17 protein-coding genes are annotated in these 19,467 nt (G+C 61.4%); 5 read left to right on the forward strand and 12 right to left on the reverse strand.

Going from position 1 to position 19,467, the window contains the following annotated elements; genetic code table 11:
• Window positions 1-23: 23 nt before the first annotated feature.
• Window positions 24-662, reverse strand: coding sequence for a TetR/AcrR family transcriptional regulator (locus LIY45_RS25145; protein ID WP_226478009.1), 639 nt, complete (start codon window positions 660-662; stop codon window positions 24-26).
• Between the two features lie 92 nt (window positions 663-754).
• Here LIY45_RS25145 and LIY45_RS25150 point away from each other — a divergent pair, with 92 nt between their 5' ends.
• The 3 genes from LIY45_RS25150 to LIY45_RS25160 all read left to right on the forward strand — a co-directional run bounded on the left by LIY45_RS25150 (window position 755) and on the right by LIY45_RS25160 (window position 5,386).
• Window positions 755-1,855 carry an efflux RND transporter periplasmic adaptor subunit gene (locus LIY45_RS25150; protein WP_226477982.1) on the forward strand — a complete coding sequence of 367 codons (1,101 nt, stop codon included), beginning with the start codon at window positions 755-757 and terminating at the stop codon, window positions 1,853-1,855.
• Window positions 1,856-1,861: 6 nt separating this feature from the next.
• Window positions 1,862-4,927 (forward strand): efflux RND transporter permease subunit, encoded by a 3,066-nt coding sequence (locus tag LIY45_RS25155; RefSeq protein ID WP_226477983.1) that lies wholly within the window; start codon window positions 1,862-1,864, stop codon window positions 4,925-4,927.
• A gap of 189 nt (window positions 4,928-5,116) precedes the next feature.
• Entirely contained in the window at window positions 5,117-5,386 is a 270-nt protein-coding gene (locus LIY45_RS25160) for a hypothetical protein (protein WP_226477984.1), read from the forward strand.
• Between the two features lie 341 nt (window positions 5,387-5,727).
• Here the strand turns inward: LIY45_RS25160 and LIY45_RS25165 are convergent, their stop codons facing one another.
• Genes LIY45_RS25165 through plsB form a run of 3 tightly spaced genes read right to left on the reverse strand, consistent with a single transcriptional unit; the run spans window position 5,728 to window position 9,403 of the window.
• Window positions 5,728-6,417 (reverse strand): DUF4197 domain-containing protein, encoded by a 690-nt coding sequence (locus LIY45_RS25165; RefSeq protein WP_226477985.1) that lies wholly within the window; start codon window positions 6,415-6,417, stop codon window positions 5,728-5,730.
• 28 nt (window positions 6,418-6,445) lie between these two features.
• Window positions 6,446-6,847 carry a YbaY family lipoprotein gene (locus LIY45_RS25170; protein WP_226477986.1) on the reverse strand — a complete coding sequence of 134 codons (402 nt, stop codon included), beginning with the start codon at window positions 6,845-6,847 and terminating at the stop codon, window positions 6,446-6,448.
• 51 nt (window positions 6,848-6,898) lie between these two features.
• The gene (plsB, locus tag LIY45_RS25175) at window positions 6,899-9,403 is read right to left on the reverse strand and encodes a glycerol-3-phosphate 1-O-acyltransferase PlsB (RefSeq protein WP_226477987.1); all 2,505 of its coding nucleotides are present in this window, start codon (window positions 9,401-9,403) and stop codon (window positions 6,899-6,901) included.
• A gap of 193 nt (window positions 9,404-9,596) precedes the next feature.
• Here plsB and LIY45_RS25180 point away from each other — a divergent pair, with 193 nt between their 5' ends.
• Window positions 9,597-9,806, forward strand: a complete 210-nt coding sequence (locus tag LIY45_RS25180) for a cold shock domain-containing protein (protein WP_017479430.1) — start codon at window positions 9,597-9,599, stop codon at window positions 9,804-9,806.
• 122 nt (window positions 9,807-9,928) lie between these two features.
• Here LIY45_RS25180 and LIY45_RS25185 read toward each other — a convergent pair whose 3' ends face one another.
• The 4 genes from LIY45_RS25185 to LIY45_RS25200 all read right to left on the reverse strand — a co-directional run bounded on the left by LIY45_RS25185 (window position 9,929) and on the right by LIY45_RS25200 (window position 15,172).
• A complete protein-coding gene (locus LIY45_RS25185) occupies window positions 9,929-10,306 on the reverse strand; it encodes a hypothetical protein (RefSeq protein WP_010176770.1) in 378 nt (125 codons plus the stop codon).
• Window positions 10,307-10,383: 77 nt separating this feature from the next.
• Window positions 10,384-11,193: a putative RNA methyltransferase gene (locus tag LIY45_RS25190; protein ID WP_063032925.1), complete on the reverse strand. Its 810-nt coding sequence runs from the start codon at window positions 11,191-11,193 to the stop codon at window positions 10,384-10,386.
• Entirely contained in the window at window positions 11,193-12,344 is a 1,152-nt protein-coding gene (dapE, locus tag LIY45_RS25195; protein ID WP_226477988.1) for a succinyl-diaminopimelate desuccinylase, read from the reverse strand. Before dapE ends, LIY45_RS25190 begins: the two co-directional genes overlap by 1 nt.
• 236 nt (window positions 12,345-12,580) lie before the next feature.
• Complete coding sequence (locus LIY45_RS25200) at window positions 12,581-15,172, reverse strand: glycosyltransferase (RefSeq protein ID WP_226477989.1); 2,592 nt, start codon at window positions 15,170-15,172, stop codon at window positions 12,581-12,583.
• A gap of 218 nt (window positions 15,173-15,390) precedes the next feature.
• On the opposite strand from LIY45_RS25200, the gene tcdA reads away from it, so the two are divergent.
• Entirely contained in the window at window positions 15,391-16,200 is an 810-nt protein-coding gene (tcdA, locus tag LIY45_RS25205) for a tRNA cyclic N6-threonylcarbamoyladenosine(37) synthase TcdA (protein WP_226477990.1), read from the forward strand.
• 117 nt (window positions 16,201-16,317) lie between these two features.
• Here the strand turns inward: tcdA and LIY45_RS25210 are convergent, their stop codons facing one another.
• The 4 genes from LIY45_RS25210 to LIY45_RS25225 all read right to left on the reverse strand — a co-directional run bounded on the left by LIY45_RS25210 (window position 16,318) and on the right by LIY45_RS25225 (window position 19,433).
• Complete coding sequence (locus tag LIY45_RS25210) at window positions 16,318-16,731, reverse strand: SufE family protein (protein WP_226477991.1); 414 nt, start codon at window positions 16,729-16,731, stop codon at window positions 16,318-16,320.
• Window positions 16,728-17,933, reverse strand: a complete 1,206-nt coding sequence (locus LIY45_RS25215) for a cysteine desulfurase (RefSeq protein ID WP_226477992.1) — start codon at window positions 17,931-17,933, stop codon at window positions 16,728-16,730. The genes LIY45_RS25210 and LIY45_RS25215 overlap by 4 nt, the downstream gene beginning before the upstream one ends.
• A gap of 69 nt (window positions 17,934-18,002) precedes the next feature.
• The gene (gene dapD, locus LIY45_RS25220) at window positions 18,003-19,037 is read right to left on the reverse strand and encodes a 2,3,4,5-tetrahydropyridine-2,6-dicarboxylate N-succinyltransferase (protein ID WP_017479423.1); all 1,035 of its coding nucleotides are present in this window, start codon (window positions 19,035-19,037) and stop codon (window positions 18,003-18,005) included.
• Between the two features lie 33 nt (window positions 19,038-19,070).
• The gene (locus LIY45_RS25225) at window positions 19,071-19,433 is read right to left on the reverse strand and encodes an ArsC family reductase (protein WP_003219341.1); all 363 of its coding nucleotides are present in this window, start codon (window positions 19,431-19,433) and stop codon (window positions 19,071-19,073) included.
• Window positions 19,434-19,467 lie beyond the last annotated feature (34 nt).

The following is a 19,467-nucleotide window of genomic DNA, read 5'->3' on the forward strand; positions in this document are numbered from 1 at the left end:
TAAATAACGGATATGTACTCAGTTCAAAAAGCCCGATAAGCCCGCATAAACAACCCCACAACCTCCTGCACATGCTCTTCGGCCGCCTCTGCGCTCAGTTGCCCCCCGCACCCATACAACAGACAAAAATTCGCCGTCCCCTTGAGCAAACAAAAAAAATGCTCCGCCGCGGTGAACGGCTTGGCAATACGCAATGCGCCACTCTGGTCGATCTTACCGAGCAGCCGTTCCATCCCCTGCAACATACGCATCGGCCCGGCTTCGAAAAAGATCTGCGACAACTTCGGATCCTGACTCCCCGAAGTCATCATCAACCGATGCAAATTCACCGACTCCTCGCTGTTGATCAGCACATGAAACCCCCGCGCGATAGTAAGCAGCACCTTCTCCACCGGCATACCTTCGGGCAATTCGAAATACATCACCGGTAACTGCTCTTCGCACTTGGCGACCACCGCCGCCGAGAACAGCGTCTCCTTGTCGGTGAAGTGGCTGTACACCGTCAGCTTCGACACCCCGGCCTCCACCGCCACCGCATCCATGCTGGTACTGGCATACCCATTACTCAAAAACAGGATTTTCGCCGCATCAAGAATCGCCTGGCGTTTTGCCATGTCCTTGGGACGCCCGGGGCTATTGGTGTTTACAGGATTGTCGGACATTTTCACTTTATTACTGGACTGGTGAGTTTGGTATTAATAACATACTGGCCAGTATAATTATTCCTAGCACCATTAGCGAAAGGTCCTTCAGCATGCGCAGCTATTTCCTGCCACTCGCGTTGCCTGCCAGCTTGTTATTCCTGTTGGCTGCCTGTGGCCATGAAGAAGCCGCGCAAACCACTGTCCGCCCGGCCATGGTGGTTCAGCCAGAGCCTTCCGCGCAGGCTTCCGACAGCTATCCGGGCGAGGTGCGTGCCCGTTATGAACCCGACCTGGCCTTTCGCATTGGCGGCAAAGTCAGCCGACGACTGGTGGAGGAGGGCGAGCGGGTCAAGGCCAACCAGCCTCTGGCAGAGCTCGATCCCCAGGACGTACGCCTGCAACTCGAAGCCACCCGCGCCCAGGTCGCCGCCGCCGAGGCGAACCTGAGCCTGGTGCGCGCCGAGCGTGACCGCTACAAGACCCTGATGGACCGTCAGATGGTCAGCCGTTCCCAGTACGACAACTCCGAAAACCTCTACCGTTCCGGTGAAGCTCGCCTCAAGCAGATCAAGGCCGAATTCGACGTGGCCAATAACCAGGCCGGTTACGCCGTGCTACGGGCGCCCCAGGATGGCGTGGTCGCCAAGCGTGCAGTGGAAGTCGGCCAGGTGGTGTCGGCCGGCCAGACTGTATTCACCCTGGCCACCGATGGCGAGCGGGAGGTGCTGATCAGCCTGCCGGAGCAAAGCTTCGGGCGTTTCAAGATTGGCCAGCCGGTGTCCGTGGAGCTGTGGACCCAGCCCGACCAGCGCTTCAACGGCCGCATCCGCGAACTGTCGCCCGCCGCTGATCCAAAGTCGCGAACCTTCGCCGCCCGTGTCGCGTTTACCGGCGGCAAGGTGCCTGCGGAACTGGGGCAGAGCGCTCGCGTATTCATCCAGGCTGACGGCGTGATTCCCCTGGCGGTGCCGCTGTCTGCCCTCAGCGCGGAGAACGGGGCGTCCTACGTCTGGGTGGTACAGCCCGACAACACCCTCAAGCGCACACCGGTGCGCATCGGCGCCTTTGGCGAGAAGACCGTGCCGGTGCTGGAAGGCCTGAACCCTACCGACTGGGTGATCGCCGCCGGTGTGCATGTACTCCATGAGGGTCAGCAAGTGCGCCCGGTGGATCGCTCCAACCGAGTGGTAAGTCTGGCGGCCAAGGAGTAGTCCCCGATGGGTTTCAATCTTTCCGAATGGGCGTTGCGTAATCGCCAGATCGTCCTGTTCCTGATGATCCTGCTGGCAGTGGTCGGCACCTTGTCCTACACTAAACTGGGGCAAAGCGAAGACCCGCCGTTTACCTTCAAGGCCATGGTGATCAAGACCAACTGGCCAGGCGCCACGGCGCAGGAAGTCTCGCGCCAGGTCACCGAGCGTATTGAAAAGAAATTGATGGAGACCGGCGACTACGAGCGCATCGTTTCCTTCTCCCGGCCCGGCGAATCCCAGGTCACCTTCATGGCCCGGGACTCGATGCACTCTGCGCAGATCCCGGACCTCTGGTACCAGGTACGCAAGAAGATCAGCGATATTCGCCAGACCTTGCCACCGGATATCCAGGGCCCGTTTTTCAACGATGAATTCGGCACCACTTTCGGCAATATCTACGCCCTGACCGGCGACGGCTTCGACTATGCCGTGCTCAAGGACTACGCCGACCGCATCCAGATTCAGCTGCAACGGGTGCCGGATGTCGGCAAGGTCGAGCTCCTGGGTTTGCAGGACGAGAAGATCTGGATCGAGCTGTCCAACCTCAAGCTCGCGACCCTCGGCTTGCCGCTGGCCGCCGTTCAACAGGCGCTGCAAGAGCAGAACGCCGTGTCGACCGCCGGCTTCTTTGAAACCCCGAGCGAGCGCGTGCAGTTAAGGGTTTCCGGCAACTTCAAGACCGTTAAAGAGATTCGCGACTTCCCGATCCGTGTCGGCGATCGCACGTTCCGTATCGGCGACGTGGCCGAGATTCATCGCGGCTTCAACGATCCACCGGCACCGCGCATGCGCTACATGGGCGCCGATGCCATCGGCCTGGCCGTGGCCATGCGTGATGGTGGCGACATCCTGGTGCTGGGCAAGGCCTTGGAAGGCGAATTCGCACGCCTGCAGAAGAACCTTCCTGCGGGCATGGAACTGCGCAAGGTGTCGGACCAACCGGCTGCGGTAAAAACCAGTGTCGGCGAATTCGTCCAGGTACTCGCCGAGGCCCTGGCGATTGTGTTGCTGGTGAGCTTTTTCTCCCTGGGTGTGCGCACCGGCATGGTGGTCGCCCTGGCGATTCCGCTGGTGTTGGCCATGACCTTTGCCATCATGTATTACCTCGGCATCGGCCTGCACAAAATCTCCCTCGGCGCATTGGTGCTCGCACTGGGTTTGCTGGTGGACGACGCGATCATCGCCGTGGAAATGATGGCGATCAAAATGGAACAGGGGTACGACCGGCTCAAGGCCGCCAGTTTCGCCTGGACCAGCACCGCCTTCCCGATGCTCACCGGCACGCTGATCACAGCGGCGGGTTTCCTGCCGATTGCCACGGCACAATCGAGCACCGGTGAATACACCCGCTCGATCTTCCAGGTGGTGACCATCGCGCTGCTGGCTTCCTGGGTCGCCGCGGTGGTGTTCGTGCCGTACCTGGGGGAAAAACTCCTGCCGGACCTGGCGAAGATTCATGCGGCCAAGCATGGTACCGACGGGCCGGATCCCTACGGCACACCCTTCTATCAGCGCGTAAGGCGCCTGGTGGAATGGTGCGTGCGCCGGCGCAAGACGGTGATCGTCCTGACCTTGTTGCTGTTTATCGGCTCGGTGGCGCTGTTCCGTTTTGTGCCTCAGCAGTTCTTCCCGGCTTCCGGGCGACTGGAGCTGATGGTCGACCTGAAACTGGCGGAAGGTGCGTCATTGAGCAACACGGCGGACCAGGTTAAACGCCTGGAGGCCCTGCTCAAGGAACATGCCGGCATTGAGAACTACGTGGCCTATGTGGGGACGGGCTCGCCACGTTTCTACCTGCCGCTGGACCAGCAACTGCCGGCCGCCAGCTTCGCCCAGTTTGTGGTGTTGGCCAAGACCATCGAGGAGCGCGAAAGTTTGCGCACCTGGCTGATCGAGACCCTCAACGAACAGTTCCCGGACCTGCGTTCGCGGGTTACGCGGCTTGAAAACGGCCCGCCGGTTGGCTACCCCGTGCAGTTCCGGGTAACGGGCGAGCACATCGAAGAAGTCCGGGCCCTGGCGCGGAAAGTGGCGGCCAAGGTTCGCGAAAATACCCACGTGGTCAACGTGCACCTGGACTGGGAAGAGCCGAGCAAGATCGTCTACCTCAACGTTGACCAGGACCGCGCCCGCGCCCTCGGCGTGAGCACTGCGAACCTGTCGAAATTCCTCCAGAGTTCCCTCACGGGCTCCAGCGTCAGCCAGTACCGTGAGGACAACGAGTTGATCGAAATCCTGCTGCGCGGCACGGTGCATGAGCGCACCGAGCTGTCGCTGCTGCCAAGCCTGGCGGTGCCGACCGACAACGGCAAGAGTGTGGCGCTGTCGCAAATCGCGACCCTGGAATACGGCTTTGAGGAAGGCATCATCTGGCACCGTAATCGCCTGCCGACGGTGACCATCCGCGCCGATATCTACGGCAAGGAACAACCGGCCACCCTGGTGCAGCAGATCCTGCCGACCCTCGAAGGCGTGCGCGCTGAACTGCCGGACGGCTACCTGCTGGAAGTTGGCGGCACGGTCGAGGATTCCGCCCGTGGGCAGAACTCGGTCAAGGCTGGCGTGCCACTGTTTATCGTGGTGGTGCTGACTTTGCTGATGCTGCAACTGCGCAGCTTTTCCCGCACGGCGATGGTGTTTCTCACAGCGCCGTTGGGCCTGATCGGGGTGACACTGTTCCTGCTGGTGTTCCGCCAACCCTTTGGGTTCGTGGCGATGCTGGGGACCATCGCGCTGTCGGGGATGATCATGCGTAACTCGGTGATCCTGGTGGACCAGATCGAGCAAGACATCAAGGCCGGCCTGGCTCCCTGGCAGGCGATTATCGAGGCGACCGTGCGGCGCTTCCGGCCGATCGTATTGACCGCCCTGGCGGCGGTATTGGCGATGATTCCGCTGTCACGCAGCGTGTTCTTCGGGCCGATGGCCGTGGCGATCATGGGCGGCTTGATTGTCGCGACGGCATTGACGCTGTTGTTCCTGCCGGCACTCTATGCGGCGTGGTTTCGGGTGCGCAAGGAGGCCGTGTAAGGCTGCGAGTGGAAGGGGTGTCCTGTAAGGAAATGCCTCTTGTCATTCACACATAGACGCAAACTACGACCCTGGGCGGGGGAACGTTTGCCTGTGGTGCTCCACTCAGAACTGTCTGATTGACAGACATCGTTGTCGAGGCCGCAAGCCTGCGGTCTCGATGAAAAACATGAGTTCATGGAGTGTCATATGTTTATTTTGTCTGCCCTGGCAGCTTTTAAAGGTGCTTTCCTGGGGTCACTGCTGGGCAATCTGCTGCCTGGTTTCAATAAAGAAGCTGATACGGCGCGACCGCACAAGCCTGGCCATGGACGGCCCGGCTTCAACCACGGTCATCACTCCGGACCAACGATGGGGCCTGTCCTGCCTGCGCGGCCCAAGCCGTATCACCAGGCGCCGGTGCATGAGGCCCACCAGCCCTACCAGAGCTCGTCAGCACTCTTTCCGATCCATCGATAGCCGCTGACGCCGAGGCAGCCCGGGAACCACTCGGGCTGTCTTGCCACTCAGTGGGGGCTTTTGACCATAAATATCGAGGAGTGTGTATGTTTTTTCCGATACTGGTATCACCACTGCAACTGTTGGGGGCTGCACTTGGAATAGGGCCGAATTTGGGTCGGTCCAATCGCAATGGCAATGGTCAGCCCGAGATCAACATTAATATCAATACCGAAAACAACAACGCCAACGCAAATGCCAGCAGCAACATCAATGCCCCGGGTAGTGCTTCGCCTCGCAGGTGCTGCTATTAAAAAAAACGCCCTGAATAGTTCAGGGCGTTTTTAGTTGCCGGGTAGGGTCTACAGCGCCCCGAACACCTTCTTGGCCAAGCTGGTGGCAGCCGCCGCCGGGTTCTTGCGAATGGTTTCTTCCTGCTGGGCGATCATCTTGAACAGCCCGTCCAGCGCCTGTTCGGTCACGTAGCTTTCGACATTGGCGCTCTTGGCATCAATGGCGCCAAAAGTGGCCGCCTTGCCCGCGAGGGCGTTGTACTGCTGGGCCACGCCAACCTTGTCGGTGGCCGCCTTGACGATCGGCAGGAACTTGGCCCGGATCTCGTCACGGCTGCTTTTGTTCAGGTACTGGGTGGCCGAGTCCTGGCCGCCGGTGAGGATGCCCTTGGCATCGGTCACGCTCATGTTTTTCACCGCATTTACCAGGATCGGCTGGGCCTGGGTGACAGCAGACTCGGCGGCCTTGTTCATGCTGGCTTCCAGTTGCGTGACCTGGTCACCCATGCCGAACATTTTCAGCTTGTCAGCGACTTTGCCCAACTTGCCCGGCAGGCCGATCTTCACTTCGGGGTTGTTGCTGAAACCACCGGGCACGCCCAGTTGTTTCACGGCAATCTGTGCGCCTTGGGTCAGCGCATCCTTGAGGCCGCCGGTGGCGTCGCCCTGGGACAGGCTGCCGAGGGACAAGGCCATGGCGTTGGCACCAAGCAGCAGGCCGGCGCACAGGGCCGTTAGGCGAAGGGAGTTACGGAGCATGGACGCTTCCTTATGTTCGATTTTTTAATCAGTGTGCAACCGCATCCACGCGCAGGCGCAGCGGTTGTGGGTCCTGGCCGTTCAACTGCACGGAGTGCCGTTCGGTGGTGATAAACAGTAGCTTGCCCTCCAGTTCGATGCGAGCGCTCACCGAGTAACTGTGGCCGGGCTTGACCTGGGCCGGGTCGTAGCTCAGGTGGAAGGGCAGTGGCACCTGGCCTTTCACCGGGCCTTTCTGCTCGGCCAGGGTGACGGCCGGGGCGTCCATCAAGGACACGTCTTGCAGGGTCACACTCAAGGTGGCGGCGGGCGGCAGGGCGATGCGTTGCAGGTAGAACACTTCGCCGTCGAGGCTGGCTTTGGGGGCGGGGCTCATGGTCTGGCAGGCTCCCAGCAGGGCGGTGAGGCCCAGGAGGATGATTTTTTTCATGGTACAGCTCCTTGTCAGCGGCGCCAGAAACACCCTGGCGCCTCGGTCACTCTAGTGTGTTTCTTCGGGGACGACGGGCTTGTCGGCCGCGTCTTCGCTGCGATGCAGGGCCACCTGGCGAATTGACAGGCGAATCTCTGCCGGCAATACGCGCTTGGCCGCGCCTTCGGCCAGTTCGCCCAGCAGTGGGTGATAGCTCAGCTTGCCGGCCTCGTCGCGGCGCAGCACATCTTGCTCCAACAACGTCTGGATGAAATGTCGGAAAAGGCTTTTGTCGAAGAACTCCGGGGCATTCAGGCCATGGAGGATCGACAGGCGCTGGGCCATCACGGTGCACAGGTCTTCCAGCTCTTCGGCGCTGATGCTGTTCTGGCCGCTGTTGAGCAGCAGCGAGATGGCCATGTAGAAGCGTTGCAGGGTCTGGGCGATGCTCTTGGACAGCAGCGTCAGCAGTACAAAGTGCCGCGAACTCGGGGCCGGGCGCAGGTACACCTCGTTCTCGAAGCGCAGCAGGCCTTGTTCGACAAAGGCGTCCAGCCATTGGTCGACCACCGCATCCAGTTCGTCCAGGGACCAGCGGATAAACAACTCCGATTGCAGGTACGGGTAGAGCGCGCGGGTGTAGCGCAGGATCTGTTCGCGGCTCATGCGCGAGCTGCTCTGGAAGAAACTCGCCAGCAGCGCCGGCAGGGCAAAAATGTGCAGCACATTGTTGCGGTAGTAGGTCATCAGGACGGCGTTCTGCTCGTCCAGGTAGAGGATCTTGCCCAGCGCATCGCTCTGTTCCGACAGCAGGTCCATGTCCTTGACGTGCTTGATCAGCGCCAGGCCGTCACCTTCGGGCAAGGTGGTGTGGGGCGAGTAGGGCACCTTGCGCAGCAGTGCCAGGTACAGATCAAGCTGGCGCGCCATGGCCTGTTCGTCCAGGGCCAGGCGGGTGGTGGACAGCAGCGCCAACGCCACCAGGTTCACCGGATTGATCGCCGCCGCTTCGTTCAGGTGTTGCGCCACCCGCTCGCCGAGGCGGTTGGTGGTTTCATTGAGCCACGCCGGCTTGTAGTTCGGGCCCAGCTCTTGGGAGCGCCAGTCGGGCTGCTCGCTGTCGAGGAATTCCGCCAGCTTGATCGGTTCACCAAAGTTGACTGCGACCTGGCCAAAGCGCTGCTTGAGGGCACCGACCACTTTGAAAATATCGAAAATCGACTCTTTCTTCTTGCTCGCGCCGCGCAGTTCGCCGAGGTAAGTGCGGCCTTCCAGCACTCGCTCATAGCCGATGTACACCGGCACAAACACGATGGGCATGCGCGAGGAACGCAGGAAGCTGCGCAGGGTGATCGCCAGCATCCCGGTCTTCGGTTGCAGCATGCGCCCGGTGCGCGAGCGTCCGCCTTCGACGAAGTACTCCACCGGGAAACCCTTGGTGAACAGGGTGTGCAGGTATTCGTTGAACACCGAGGTGTACAGCGGGTTGCCCTTGAAGGTGCGGCGCATGAAAAACGCCCCGCCACGGCGCAACAGGCTGCCGATCACTGGCATGTTCAGGTTGATTCCGGCGGCGATGTGCGGCGGGGTCAGGCCGTTCTTGAACAGCAGGTACGACAGCAGCAGGTAGTCGATATGGCTGCGATGGCACGGCACATAGATCACCTCGTAACCCTGGGCGACCTTTTGCACGCCCTCGATGTTGTTGACCTTGATGCCGTCGTAGATTTTGTTCCAGAACCAGCTCAGCACCACTTCGAGGAAGCGGATGGCGGTGTAGGTGTAGTCCGAGGCGATCTCGTTGCCGTAGCGCAGGGCCTGGGCCTTGGCTTTTTCGGGGGTGATTTTCTCGCGCTCGGCTTCATCGAGGATCGCCTGGCGCACCAGCGGCATGTTGACCAGGCCTTTCACTAGGTTGCGCCGGTGAGACAGGTCGGGGCCGATCACGGCGGTTTTCAGGTTGCGAAAGTGCACCCGCAGGATGCGTTGGGCCATGCGCACGGTGCGTTCGTGGCCTTTATTGTGCTCGATCAATTCACGCAGGTTGATAGGCGCGGAGAATTGCACCCGGGTCTTGCGGCCCAGGATCAGGATGCTCAGCAGCCTGCGCAGGCGGCCGGTGACGGCCCAGCTGTCGGCGAACAGCAGTTTCCACGGGCTGGACTCGCTGTCGGGCGACTGGCCCCAGAACACGCTGACTGGAATGATCTGTGCATTCTCTTCGGCGTGTTCGGTGAGTACGTCCACCAGGCGGGTCAGGGTGGGCGGTGCGCCACGCTTGTCCTGGCGGCCGAGCCAGTCGGGGTCGGGCGTCAGGTAGAAGAAGGCGGCCGGTTCCATCAACGGGCCGACCGATACCGGCAGCACCGGGCGCGGCAGGCCGGCCTTGGTACATTCGGTATCAACCACCGCCAATTCGGTGAGGGACGGGGATTGCAGGACGTAAAACACCGGACGACTGCGGTCGAGGTTGAGGGTAAGGGACGACTGGTTGATCGTCTCTGAGCGAACCCAGAGGTACAACAGCCGACGCAAGGTGCCAAATACCAGACGGCGAAAGGGAGAGCGGGTCATACGGCTTCTGCTTTGAGTGGGAAAAACCGAGCAGATGCTCGGGCCGCTAGTGTGCCGTATTCACCGAAAATCGGCAAAAAAGCGGCGAAGTAATCTTGAGTTGAAGCTTTTTGAGCCTGTCTTATACTCGGCAGTTCAACTGCGACGACTCAACAATAAACGTACTTATAAAAAGCATGTGGGAGCAAAACAGATGGCAACGCGCGAAACCGGCAATGTGAAGTGGTTCAATGACGCCAAGGGTTACGGCTTTATACAGCGGGAAGATGGCAAGGATGTGTTTGTGCACTATCGCGCCATTCGCGGTGAAGGGCATCGCTCATTGTCTGAAGGCCAGCAGGTGGAATACGCCGTGGTGACAGGCGAGAAGGGCTTGCAGGCTGAGGATGTGGTGGGCCTGTAACCTTTGCGTGATCGTTCCCACGCTCTGCGTGGGAATGCGTCTTTGGACGCTCCGCGTCTGCTTTTAATCGTGACGCGGAGCGTCACAGGCTGCATTCCCACGCAGAGCGTGGGAACGATCCCTCAGGCCGTTTTCCAGGTGATCTGCTCTTCACCGTCTTCGCTGATACGAATCCAGGTATCCGCGCTTTCTTCACCTTCTTCCTCAACCCAGCTGCCCGGCGCACAACGCACTTCGACGTTCAGCGCGGCAAAGGCTGCGCGGGCGCAGGCGATGTCGTCTTCCCACGGGGTCTGGTCGCTTTCCAGGTACAGGCTGTTCCATTTGCCTACGGCTTTCGGCAGCCAGGTGACCGGCACGCTGCCGGCTGTGCACTTGTAGGTCTGGCCACGCTGGACCCAATCGGTGCACGGGCCCAGGGCAGCGCCCAGCCAGGCGGCGATGGCCTTGTGGTCGACGTCGGCGTCCTTGAGGTAAATCTCGATATCGGGTTGGCGCATGGATGTTCCTCATTGCGGGATTCTGAAAATCCATTCGCGGATTCAGCGCAGGCCCCGAGAGGCCCGCAAATAATGGGTTATTGAAGCACGAAATAGTCGTAGCGCATCGACACAGTGACCAGCAGCGGTTCGGCCGCCTCGATCACCTGGGCGCGGCGCTCGGCACTGGCGCGCCAGCCGTGGGGGGTCATCGCCAGCAGATTGGCGCGGTCCTTGGGGTCGGCCAGGCTGAGCTTGAACTCCAGGGTTTCACTGTGTTGCAGGCTCATACCGTCCGGTACCAGCGCCAGGTGCTTGTCATCGGTGTACTCGCGCACTTCGTCGTACAAACGCTCACGCAGTTCCATCAGGTGGCCGCTGGTGGGGCCGACTTTCATCAAGCCACCGCCCGGGCTGAGCAGGCGCTTGGCCTCCAGCCAGTCCAGCGGGCTGAACACGCTGGCCAGGAACTGGCAACTGGCATCGGCCAACGGCACCCGGGCCATGCTGGCGATCAACCAGGTCACCGTGGGGTTGCGCTTGCAGGCACGCTTGACCGCTTCCTTGGAAATATCCAGGGCGTAGCCGTCGGCGCGCAGCAGGGTGTCGGCGATTTGCGCGGTGTAGTAACCCTCGCCACAGCCGATATCCAGCCAGCGCTGGGGTTTGCGTTCCGCAGCCAGTTCGGCCAGGCGCCTGGCCACCGGGGCGTAGTGCCCGGCGTTGAGGAAGTCGCGGCGCGCTTCCACCATTGCCAGGTTGTCGCCCGGGTCCCGACTGTTCTTGTGCTGCACCGGCAACAGGTTCAGGTAACCCTGGCGCGCGCGGTCGAAACGGTGCCCGACCGGGCAAGCCACGCCGTTGTCCACTTCATGGAGCGGTGCGCTGCAAATGGGGCAAGCGAGCATCAGGCGAGCAACTTGATCAGGGTCTGGTAGTAGATTTCGGTCAGCACATCGAGGTCGCTGGCCAGAATGCGCTCGTTGACCTGATGGATGGTCGCGTTGACCGGGCCCAGCTCTACAACCTGAGTGCCGAGGGTCGCAATGAAGCGCCCGTCGGAAGTGCCGCCGCTGGTGGACGCCTGGGTCTCGCGGCCGGTGACGGCCTTGATGCTGGCGGAGACGGCATCGAGCAACGCGCCCGGTTCGGTGAGGAACGGCAGGCCCGACAGCGCCCACTCCACATGCCAGTCCAGGCCATGCTTGTCGAGAATCGCCGCGACCCGCTGCTGCAGGCCTTCGACGGTGGACTCGGTGGAGAAGCGGAAGTTGAACACCGCCGTCAGGTCACCCGGGATCACGTTGGTGGCGCCGGTGCCGGAATTGAGGTTGGAAATCTGGAAGCTGGTGGGCGGGAAGAAGGCGTTGCCGTCGTCCCAATGCTCGGCGGCCAGTTCGGCCAGGGCCGGAGCGGCCAGGTGGATCGGGTTCTTCGCCAGGTGCGGGTAGGCTACGTGGCCTTGCACGCCGCGCACGGTCAGGGTGGCGCCGAGGGAGCCGCGACGGCCGTTCTTGACCACGTCGCCCACCAGGGTGGTGCTCGACGGTTCGCCGACGATGCACCAGTCCAGGCGCTCCTTGCGGGCTGCCAGGCGTTCGATCACGGCCTTGGTGCCGTGGTGCGCCGGGCCTTCTTCGTCACTGGTGATCAGGAAAGCCACCGAACCCTTGTGGTCCGGGTAGTCGGTCACGAAGCGCTCGGAAGCGACCAGCATCGCGGCCAGGCTGCCTTTCATGTCGGCCGCGCCACGGCCACAGAGCATGCCGTTTTCGTCGATCAGCGCGTCAAACGGGTCGTTCTGCCAGGCCTTGACCGGGCCGGTCGGCACCACGTCGGTGTGGCCGGCGAAGCACAATACCGGGCCTTCGTGTTTGCCGTGGGTGGCCCAGAAGTTATCCACATCCTCGATGCGCATCGGCTCAAGCGCAAAACCGGCGTCGCCCAGGCGCTGCATCATCAGCTTCTGGCAATCGGCATCGATCGGCGTCACCGACGGACGACGAATCAGGTCGATAGCGAGTTGGAGGGTCGGCGAAAGGTCGGCGTGGGCCGTCATGTAAAAACTCCAGAAGCATGTCAGGGCGCAAGGCTTATGTGGGAGGAGGCTGGTGTGGGAGCGGGCTTGCTCGCGAATACGGAGTGTCAGTCAACAACGTATGAACTGACCCGGCGCATTCGCGAGCAAGCCCGCTCCCACACAAAGCAATGGCCTGGGCCAAGTCTCACAAAATGGCCGTTATCTTATAGCAAAACGGCGGCCAGAGGCCGCCGTTTAGTGCATTGCGCAGGATTTTAAGCAGCGGCCACAGGCTCTTGCTTCGGTGCCGGTTTCGGCAGCGACGACAGGAACGCCATGATCAGCGCCGCCACATACGGCAGCGACTGCACCAGCAACATCACCACCCAGAAGCGCATGTCATTGCTCGGCAGGCCCTGCACCAAGTAAATCCCCAGTGCCGCGCCCCACAACAGCAGCATGATGAACATCTCTTCCCGGGCTTCGGAAATCGCGACCCAGAAACCGTGGTTATCGGCGTTCTTCGGTGTACGAAAGAACGGGATGCTGGTGGTGAAGAAGCCGTACAGCACGGCCTTGGCGATGGTGTGGGACAACGCCAACCCGGCCAACGCCGCGCAGAACGCATCTTTCAGGTTCACACCCACCGCACGGCGGTAGAGGAAGATGATCTTGCCGACCTTGAACACGAACAGCGCCAATGGCGGAATCGCGAAAATCAGCAGCGGCGGGTCAACTCGCGTCGGCACGATAATCATCGCCGCCGACCACAACAGGGCGCCCACGGTGAAGAAGATGTTCATGCCGTCGGCCACCCACGGCAACCAGCCCGCGAGGAAGTGGTAGCGCTGGCCACGGGTCAGCTCGGTGTCCTTGCCGCGCAAGAGGCTCGCGGTGTGACGCTTGATGATCTGGATCGCCCCGTAGGCCCAGCGGAAACGCTGTTTCTTGAAGTCGATAAAGGTATCGGGCATCAGGCCCTTGCCGTAGCTGTCGTGGTAGTACGCCGCCGACAGGCCTTTCTCGAATACCCGCAGGCCCAACTCGGCATCTTCACAGATGCACCAGTCGGCCCAGCCCAGTTCTTCAAGCACCGAGCGACGGGTCATGGTCATGGTGCCGTGCTGGATGATCGCGTCGCGGTCGTTGCGGGTGACCATGCCGATGTGGAAGAAGCCTTTGTATTCCGCGTAGCAGAGCTTCTTGAAGGTGCTTTCGTTCTGGTCGCGATAATCCTGTGGCGACTGCACCACAGCGATTTTCGGGTCGGCGAAGTGCGGCACCATGTGCTTGAGCCAGTTCGGCGACACGCAGTAATCGGAGTCGATCACTGCGATCACTTCGGCATCCTTGGCGGTATGCGGGATCAGGTAGTTCAGCGCGCCGCCCTTGAAACCGGCCAGGGGCGAGACGTGGAAGAACTTGAAGCGCGGGCCCAGGGTTTCGCAGTAGTCGCGCACCGGCTCCCACACGGCCGGGTCCTTGGTGTTGTTGTCGATGATCAGGACTTCGTAGTCCGGATAGTCGAGGGCGGCCAGGGCGTCGAGGGTCTGTTTGACCATTTCCGGCGGCTCGTTGTAGCACGGCACGTGGATCGAGACTTTCGGGCGGTAGTCCGAATCCCCTTCAACCGGCAGGAATTCACGCCGGCGTTTGTGGGTCCAGACCGCTTCCGCCAGTTCGTGGGCCTCGGTCAGCAGCACAATGAATACGCCCAGGGCGCCGAGGGCCAGGAGGATGCCCACGGTAACGCTGAACCAGGTGCTGTATTGCTGGCTGTAGTCGTAACCGATCCACACCAGCACCGAACCGCACAGGAACGCGATGAAGGTCAGGAAGGTCCGGCCTCGCTGGCGCAGGGCCGAGCCGTCGATCATCAGCAGGGTCAGGGACAGCAGCGCAAGCACCACCGAGCCGATCGCCAGCACTCGCCATTGGGGAATCGCGACCACCGGGCCATCGAAATTGAATTTCTGCTGGCGCGCGGCGTTGAACACGCCCCAGTAGGCGCCCGCCGAGCCTTCATCGCTGACTTTCCACGGCTGGTCGAAAGCCTCGATCACGAAGTAGTTGTAGCCCTGGCGATTGAGCTTGTTCACCAGTGTGCGCAGGTAAATCGCCTGGTCGGCCGGGGACGTTTCATTGCCACCACGCATGCGGCCGTTACTCGGCCAGCCAACCTCCGACAGCAGCAGCGGCTTTTTCGGGAACAATTTCTTCAGGTCCCGGGCGCGGTCGAGTACGTACTGGCCGGCCTTGTCCATCGGGATGAACTCCCAGAACGGCAGGATGTGCGCGGCGATCAGGTCGACGTGCTTGGCCAGTTGCGGGTTCTTTTCCCAGATGTGCCATTGCTCGGAAGTCGTCACCGGTACTTTCACGGCGGCGCGCACCCGGTCCAGCAGCACGATCAGCGCTTCCGGGGTGATTTCTTCACGGAACAGGGCTTCGTTACCTACCACCACCCGAACGACGCTGCGGGAGGTGTTGGCGATTTCGATGGCACGCTGGATCTCGCGCTCGTTGCGCTCGAGGTCCGGGCTGATCCAGATTCCCAGGGTCACCCGCAGGCCGAACTCTTCCGCCAGCTTGGGGATATCCCCCAGGGTGCCGTCGACCGAGTAGGTACGGATGTTGTCCGTCATCTTGCTCATGATCGCAAGGTCCTGACGCATTTGATCGTCAGTCGGATACTGGTCTTTCTGTGGGAACTGGCCTTGCTGGAACGGCGAGTAGGAAAAACCGGAGATCTGTTCAGGCCAGTTAGGGGCAGTGACCGGGCGGTTGATCAGCGCCCAGAAGCCGGTGAACAGCGCGGCAATTGCCAGCACTACCACCAGGTTGAGTCCAAATTTACGCGATGACATGGCTATTTCGGGTTCCAAAAGGTGTGGAACGAAAAGAGGTGTCGGCCTGCGCCGAACGGCGCGCATCCTACACCGGCCTTTCACTGACCGTACAGCAAGCCGAGAAAAACCGGACATTGGGCAGCGAAAGTTCATCTAAGTTCTTTACTTGTAGCTGGATGCGTCGAACTTGTCGCGGCAACGCCCTATAATGCGCGCCGGTTTTTGGGGTAATGGTCATGAGTGCAGAAGATCCACGGTTTGCCGGCGTCGCCCGCTTGTATGGCATTGAAGGCCTGGAACGCTTGAAGGCGGCCCATGTGGCCATCGTCGGTGTGGGCGGTGTGGGCTCGTGGGCGGCGGAAGCCATCGCCCGTTGTGGGGTGGGCGAGATTTCGCTGTTTGACCTGGATGATGTGTGCGTCAGCAACAGCAACCGCCAGTTGCATGCGCTGGACAGCACGGTGGGCAAGGCCAAGGTCGAGGTCATGGCCGAGCGCCTGAAGGGCATCAACCCGGACTGCACCGTGCACGCGGTGGCGGATTTCGTCACCCGCGAGACCATGGCCGAGTACATCACGCCCACTATCGATTGCGTGATCGACTGCATCGACAGTGTGAACGCCAAGGCCGCGCTGATCGCCTGGTGCAAGCGGCGCAAGATCCAGATCATCACCACTGGTGGCGCGGGCGGGCAGATTGATCCGACGCTGATTCAGGTGTGTGATTTGAACCGCACGTTCAATGACCCGCTGGCGTCGAAAGTGCGCTCCACCCTGCGCCGCGACTATGGCTTCTCCCGCACCGTGACTCGCCATTACAGCGTGCCCTGCGTGTTTTCCACCGAACAACTGCGTTATCCGAAGCCGGACGGCAGCATCTGTTTGCAGAAGAGTTTTGTCGGGGATGGGGTGAAACTGGACTGCGCCGGTGGGTTTGGCGCAGTGATGATGGTGACCGCGACCTTCGGCATGGTGGCGGCGACCAAGGCGGTAGACAAGATTGTGGCCGGGGTGCGCCGGCCTGCTGACAGGGTCAAGGCCCCTTAGATCTTAGTCTGGAATGAAGATCAAAATGTGGGAGCGGGCTTGCTCGCGAAAGCGGTGTATCAGTCGACCTATCTGGTGACTGATACACCGCTTTCGCGAGCAAGCCCGCTCCCACATTCAGTTTTGTGTGAGGCTCAACTGCCGCATCCGCTGCAACACCGCATTCAATCCATTGCTGCGCGACGGCGATAACTGCCGCGACAAGCCCAGTTGTTCAAACCAGCCAGGCAAGTCGACGGCGTGCAGTTCGGCGGCAGACAAGCCGTTGACCCGTGCCAGCAACAGCGCCACCAGCCCGCGTATCAGCCGTGCATCGCTGCTGGCGGCAAACTGCCAGTGGTCATCCTGCAAACGCCCCACCAGCCACACCAGGCTTTCACAGCCCTGCACCAGGTTGGCGTCGACCTTGTCTTCATCCGGCAAGGCGGGAAGACGTTCGCCCCATTGCATCAGCAGGCGGGCCCGTTGCTCCCAACTGCCGACTGCCTGGAATGCTTCCAGCGCGATAACGGCCTCCGGCGGCAAACTCATCGCAACATATCCAGGGCCTGATCCAGCGCTTCAAAAAAGCGCTCCAGGTCGTCGGAGTCGTTGTACAGCGCCAGCGACACCCGAATCGCCCCCGACAATCCCATCTGCTTGAGCAATGGCATCGCACAATGATGGCCGGCGCGTACGGCAATCCCTTGTTCAGTCAGCAAGTGGGCAAGGTCGGCGTTGTGCACGCCTTCCACCACAAAGCTGGCCAGGGCCACATGCGGCGAACCCAGCAGGCGCACGCCGTTGCGGGCTTGCAGGCCACGCAGCAGGTAGTCGTGCAGGGCCGCTTCGTGGGTCGTCACCGCTTGTTGATCCAGGGAACTCAGGTAATCCAGGGTTGCGCCCAGGCCGATCACGCTGGCGATCGGCGGTGTTCCGGCTTCGAACCCAAGGGGCGCGGGGCGAAAGCTGGCGCTTTGGTAGTCAGCCCGCTGCACCATCTCGCCGCCAAACTGCCAATGGCGCAGGTGATGCAGGGCTTCGGTGCGACCGTAAAGCACGCCGACGCCATCCGGCCCGTAGAGCTTGTGGCTGGAAAACACGTAGAAGTCGCAGCCCAGGGCCTGCATGTCGTGGCGACCATGGACGATGCCCTGGGCGCCATCGACCACCGTCAGTGCGTCGTGGGCCTTGGCCAGCGCCAGCAATGGCGGCAACGGCTGCCAGGCACCGAGCACGTTGGACAGTTGGCTCACCGCCAGCAGGCGGGTGCGCGGGCCGATCAGTTGGGCGGCGGCTTGCAGGTCGATCAAGCCGTCTTCAGCGAGCGGCAAGACCACCAGCGCCAGCTCGCGACGTTTGGCCAGTTGCTGCCACGGCAGCAGGTTGGCGTGGTGTTCCAGGGCGCTGATGACAATCTCGTCGCCCGGGTTGAATAGGTGCTCAAGGCCATAAGCCAGGAGGTTCAGCGCTGACGTCGCGCCGTGGGTGAAGATGATTTGCCCGTTGTCACCGACGTTCAGCCACTGCGCCACCTTGTTGCGACTGTCCTCGAAGGCCTGGGTCGCATGGGCGCCTGGCAAATGCTGGGCACGGTGCACATTGGCTGCGCCATTGGCGTAGTAATGGCTGATGGCGTCCAGCAGGGCTTGAGGTTTTTGCGTGGTGGCGGCGTTGTCCAGGTAGGTCTGGTCTTGCCGTTGCAGGGTGGCGATGGCCGGAAAATCGGCGCGCCAGGGAGAGGGCACAAGCATGGTGATCAAGACTCGTATAAACGGCCCGCATCCGGAAGAGGCGGGCCGTTAGTGGCATCGAGTCGCTGCTTAGTTGTGAGCGTGCAGCGCTGCGTTCAGTTCGATGGCCGATTTGTGGGTTTTGCACTCCACGGCACCGGTCTCGGAGTTGCGGCGGAACAACAGGTCCGGTTGGCCGGCCAGTTCACGGGCCTTGACCACTTTGACCAGCTGGTTTGCTTCATCCAACAGTGCAACCTTGGTGCCGGCGGTCACGTACAGGCCCGACTCAACGGTGTTGCGGTCGCCCAACGGGATACCGATACCGGCGTTGGCGCCGATCAGGCAGCCTTCGCCGACCTTGATCACGATGTTGCCGCCGCCCGACAGGGTGCCCATGGTGGAGCAACCGCCGCCCAGGTCCGAACCCTTGCCGACGAATACGCCAGCCGACACACGGCCCTCGATCATGCCCGGGCCTTCGGTGCCGGCGTTGAAGTTGACGAAACCTTCGTGCATCACGGTGGTGCCTTCGCCCACGTAGGCACCCAGGCGGATGCGCGCGGCATCAGCGATACGCACGCCGCTCGGCACCACGTAGTCGGTCATTTTCGGGAACTTGTCCACCGAGAACACTTCCAGCAGCTCGCCACGCAGGCGCGCTTCCAGCTGACGCTCGGCCAGCTCGGCGATGTCGATTGCGCCCTGGCTGGTCCAGGCCACGTTCGGCAACTGCGGGAACACACCGGCCAGGTTCAGGCCGTGGGGCTTGACCAGGCGATGGGACAGCAGGTGCAGCTTGAGGTAGGCCTCAGGCGTGGACGTCAGCGCGGCGTCTTCGGCCAGGAGGGTGGCGACCAGCGGTGTGTGGCTTTCAGCCAGGCGGCTCAACAGGGCGGCTTGGGCGGCGTCGACGCCTTTGAGCGCGTCAGCCAGTTGCAGGGCCTGGGTGACGGTGAAAGTGATCGCCTGGTTGCCTTCGGTGTAACCGAGGATCGGGGTGATGGCAGCGATGATTTCAGCCGATGGATTGAGCAGCGGTTGTGCGTAAAACACTTCCAGCCAAGCACCTTGGCGGTTCTGAGTGCCGACGCCGAAGCCCAGGCTGAACAGGGAATTGGACATGCTGTTACCTCTACAAAAATGGAGTGGGCTGGCCTACTTGAGGGCCGCCGAATAACTATCTGGCTTGAAGCCAATCAGGGTTTTGTCACCGAGATCAAGCACGGGGCGCTTGATCATCGAGGGTTGCGCGAGCATCAATTCAATGGCTTTCGCCTGGTCGAGATCGGCTTTGCGTTCGTCTTCGAGTTTGCGAAAGGTGGTGCCCGCACGGTTCAAAACCACCTGCCAACCGTGCTCATTGCACCATTGGGTCAAGTGTTCGCGGTCGATACCGGCCGTTTTGTAGTCATGAAACTCATACTGGATAGCGTGCTCATCGAGCCAGGTGCGTGCCTTTTTCATGGTGTCGCAGGCTTTGATGCCGAAAAGGTGCAACGTTTTGCTTGAAGCGGTCAAGGAATTGCCCCCCTTTGGGCTGACGCAGATGAAA

Origin of the sequence: Pseudomonas sp. MWU16-30323 (assembly GCF_020515595.1) — a bacterium.
Classification (GTDB): Bacteria; Pseudomonadota; Gammaproteobacteria; order Pseudomonadales; family Pseudomonadaceae; genus Aquipseudomonas; species Aquipseudomonas yamanorum.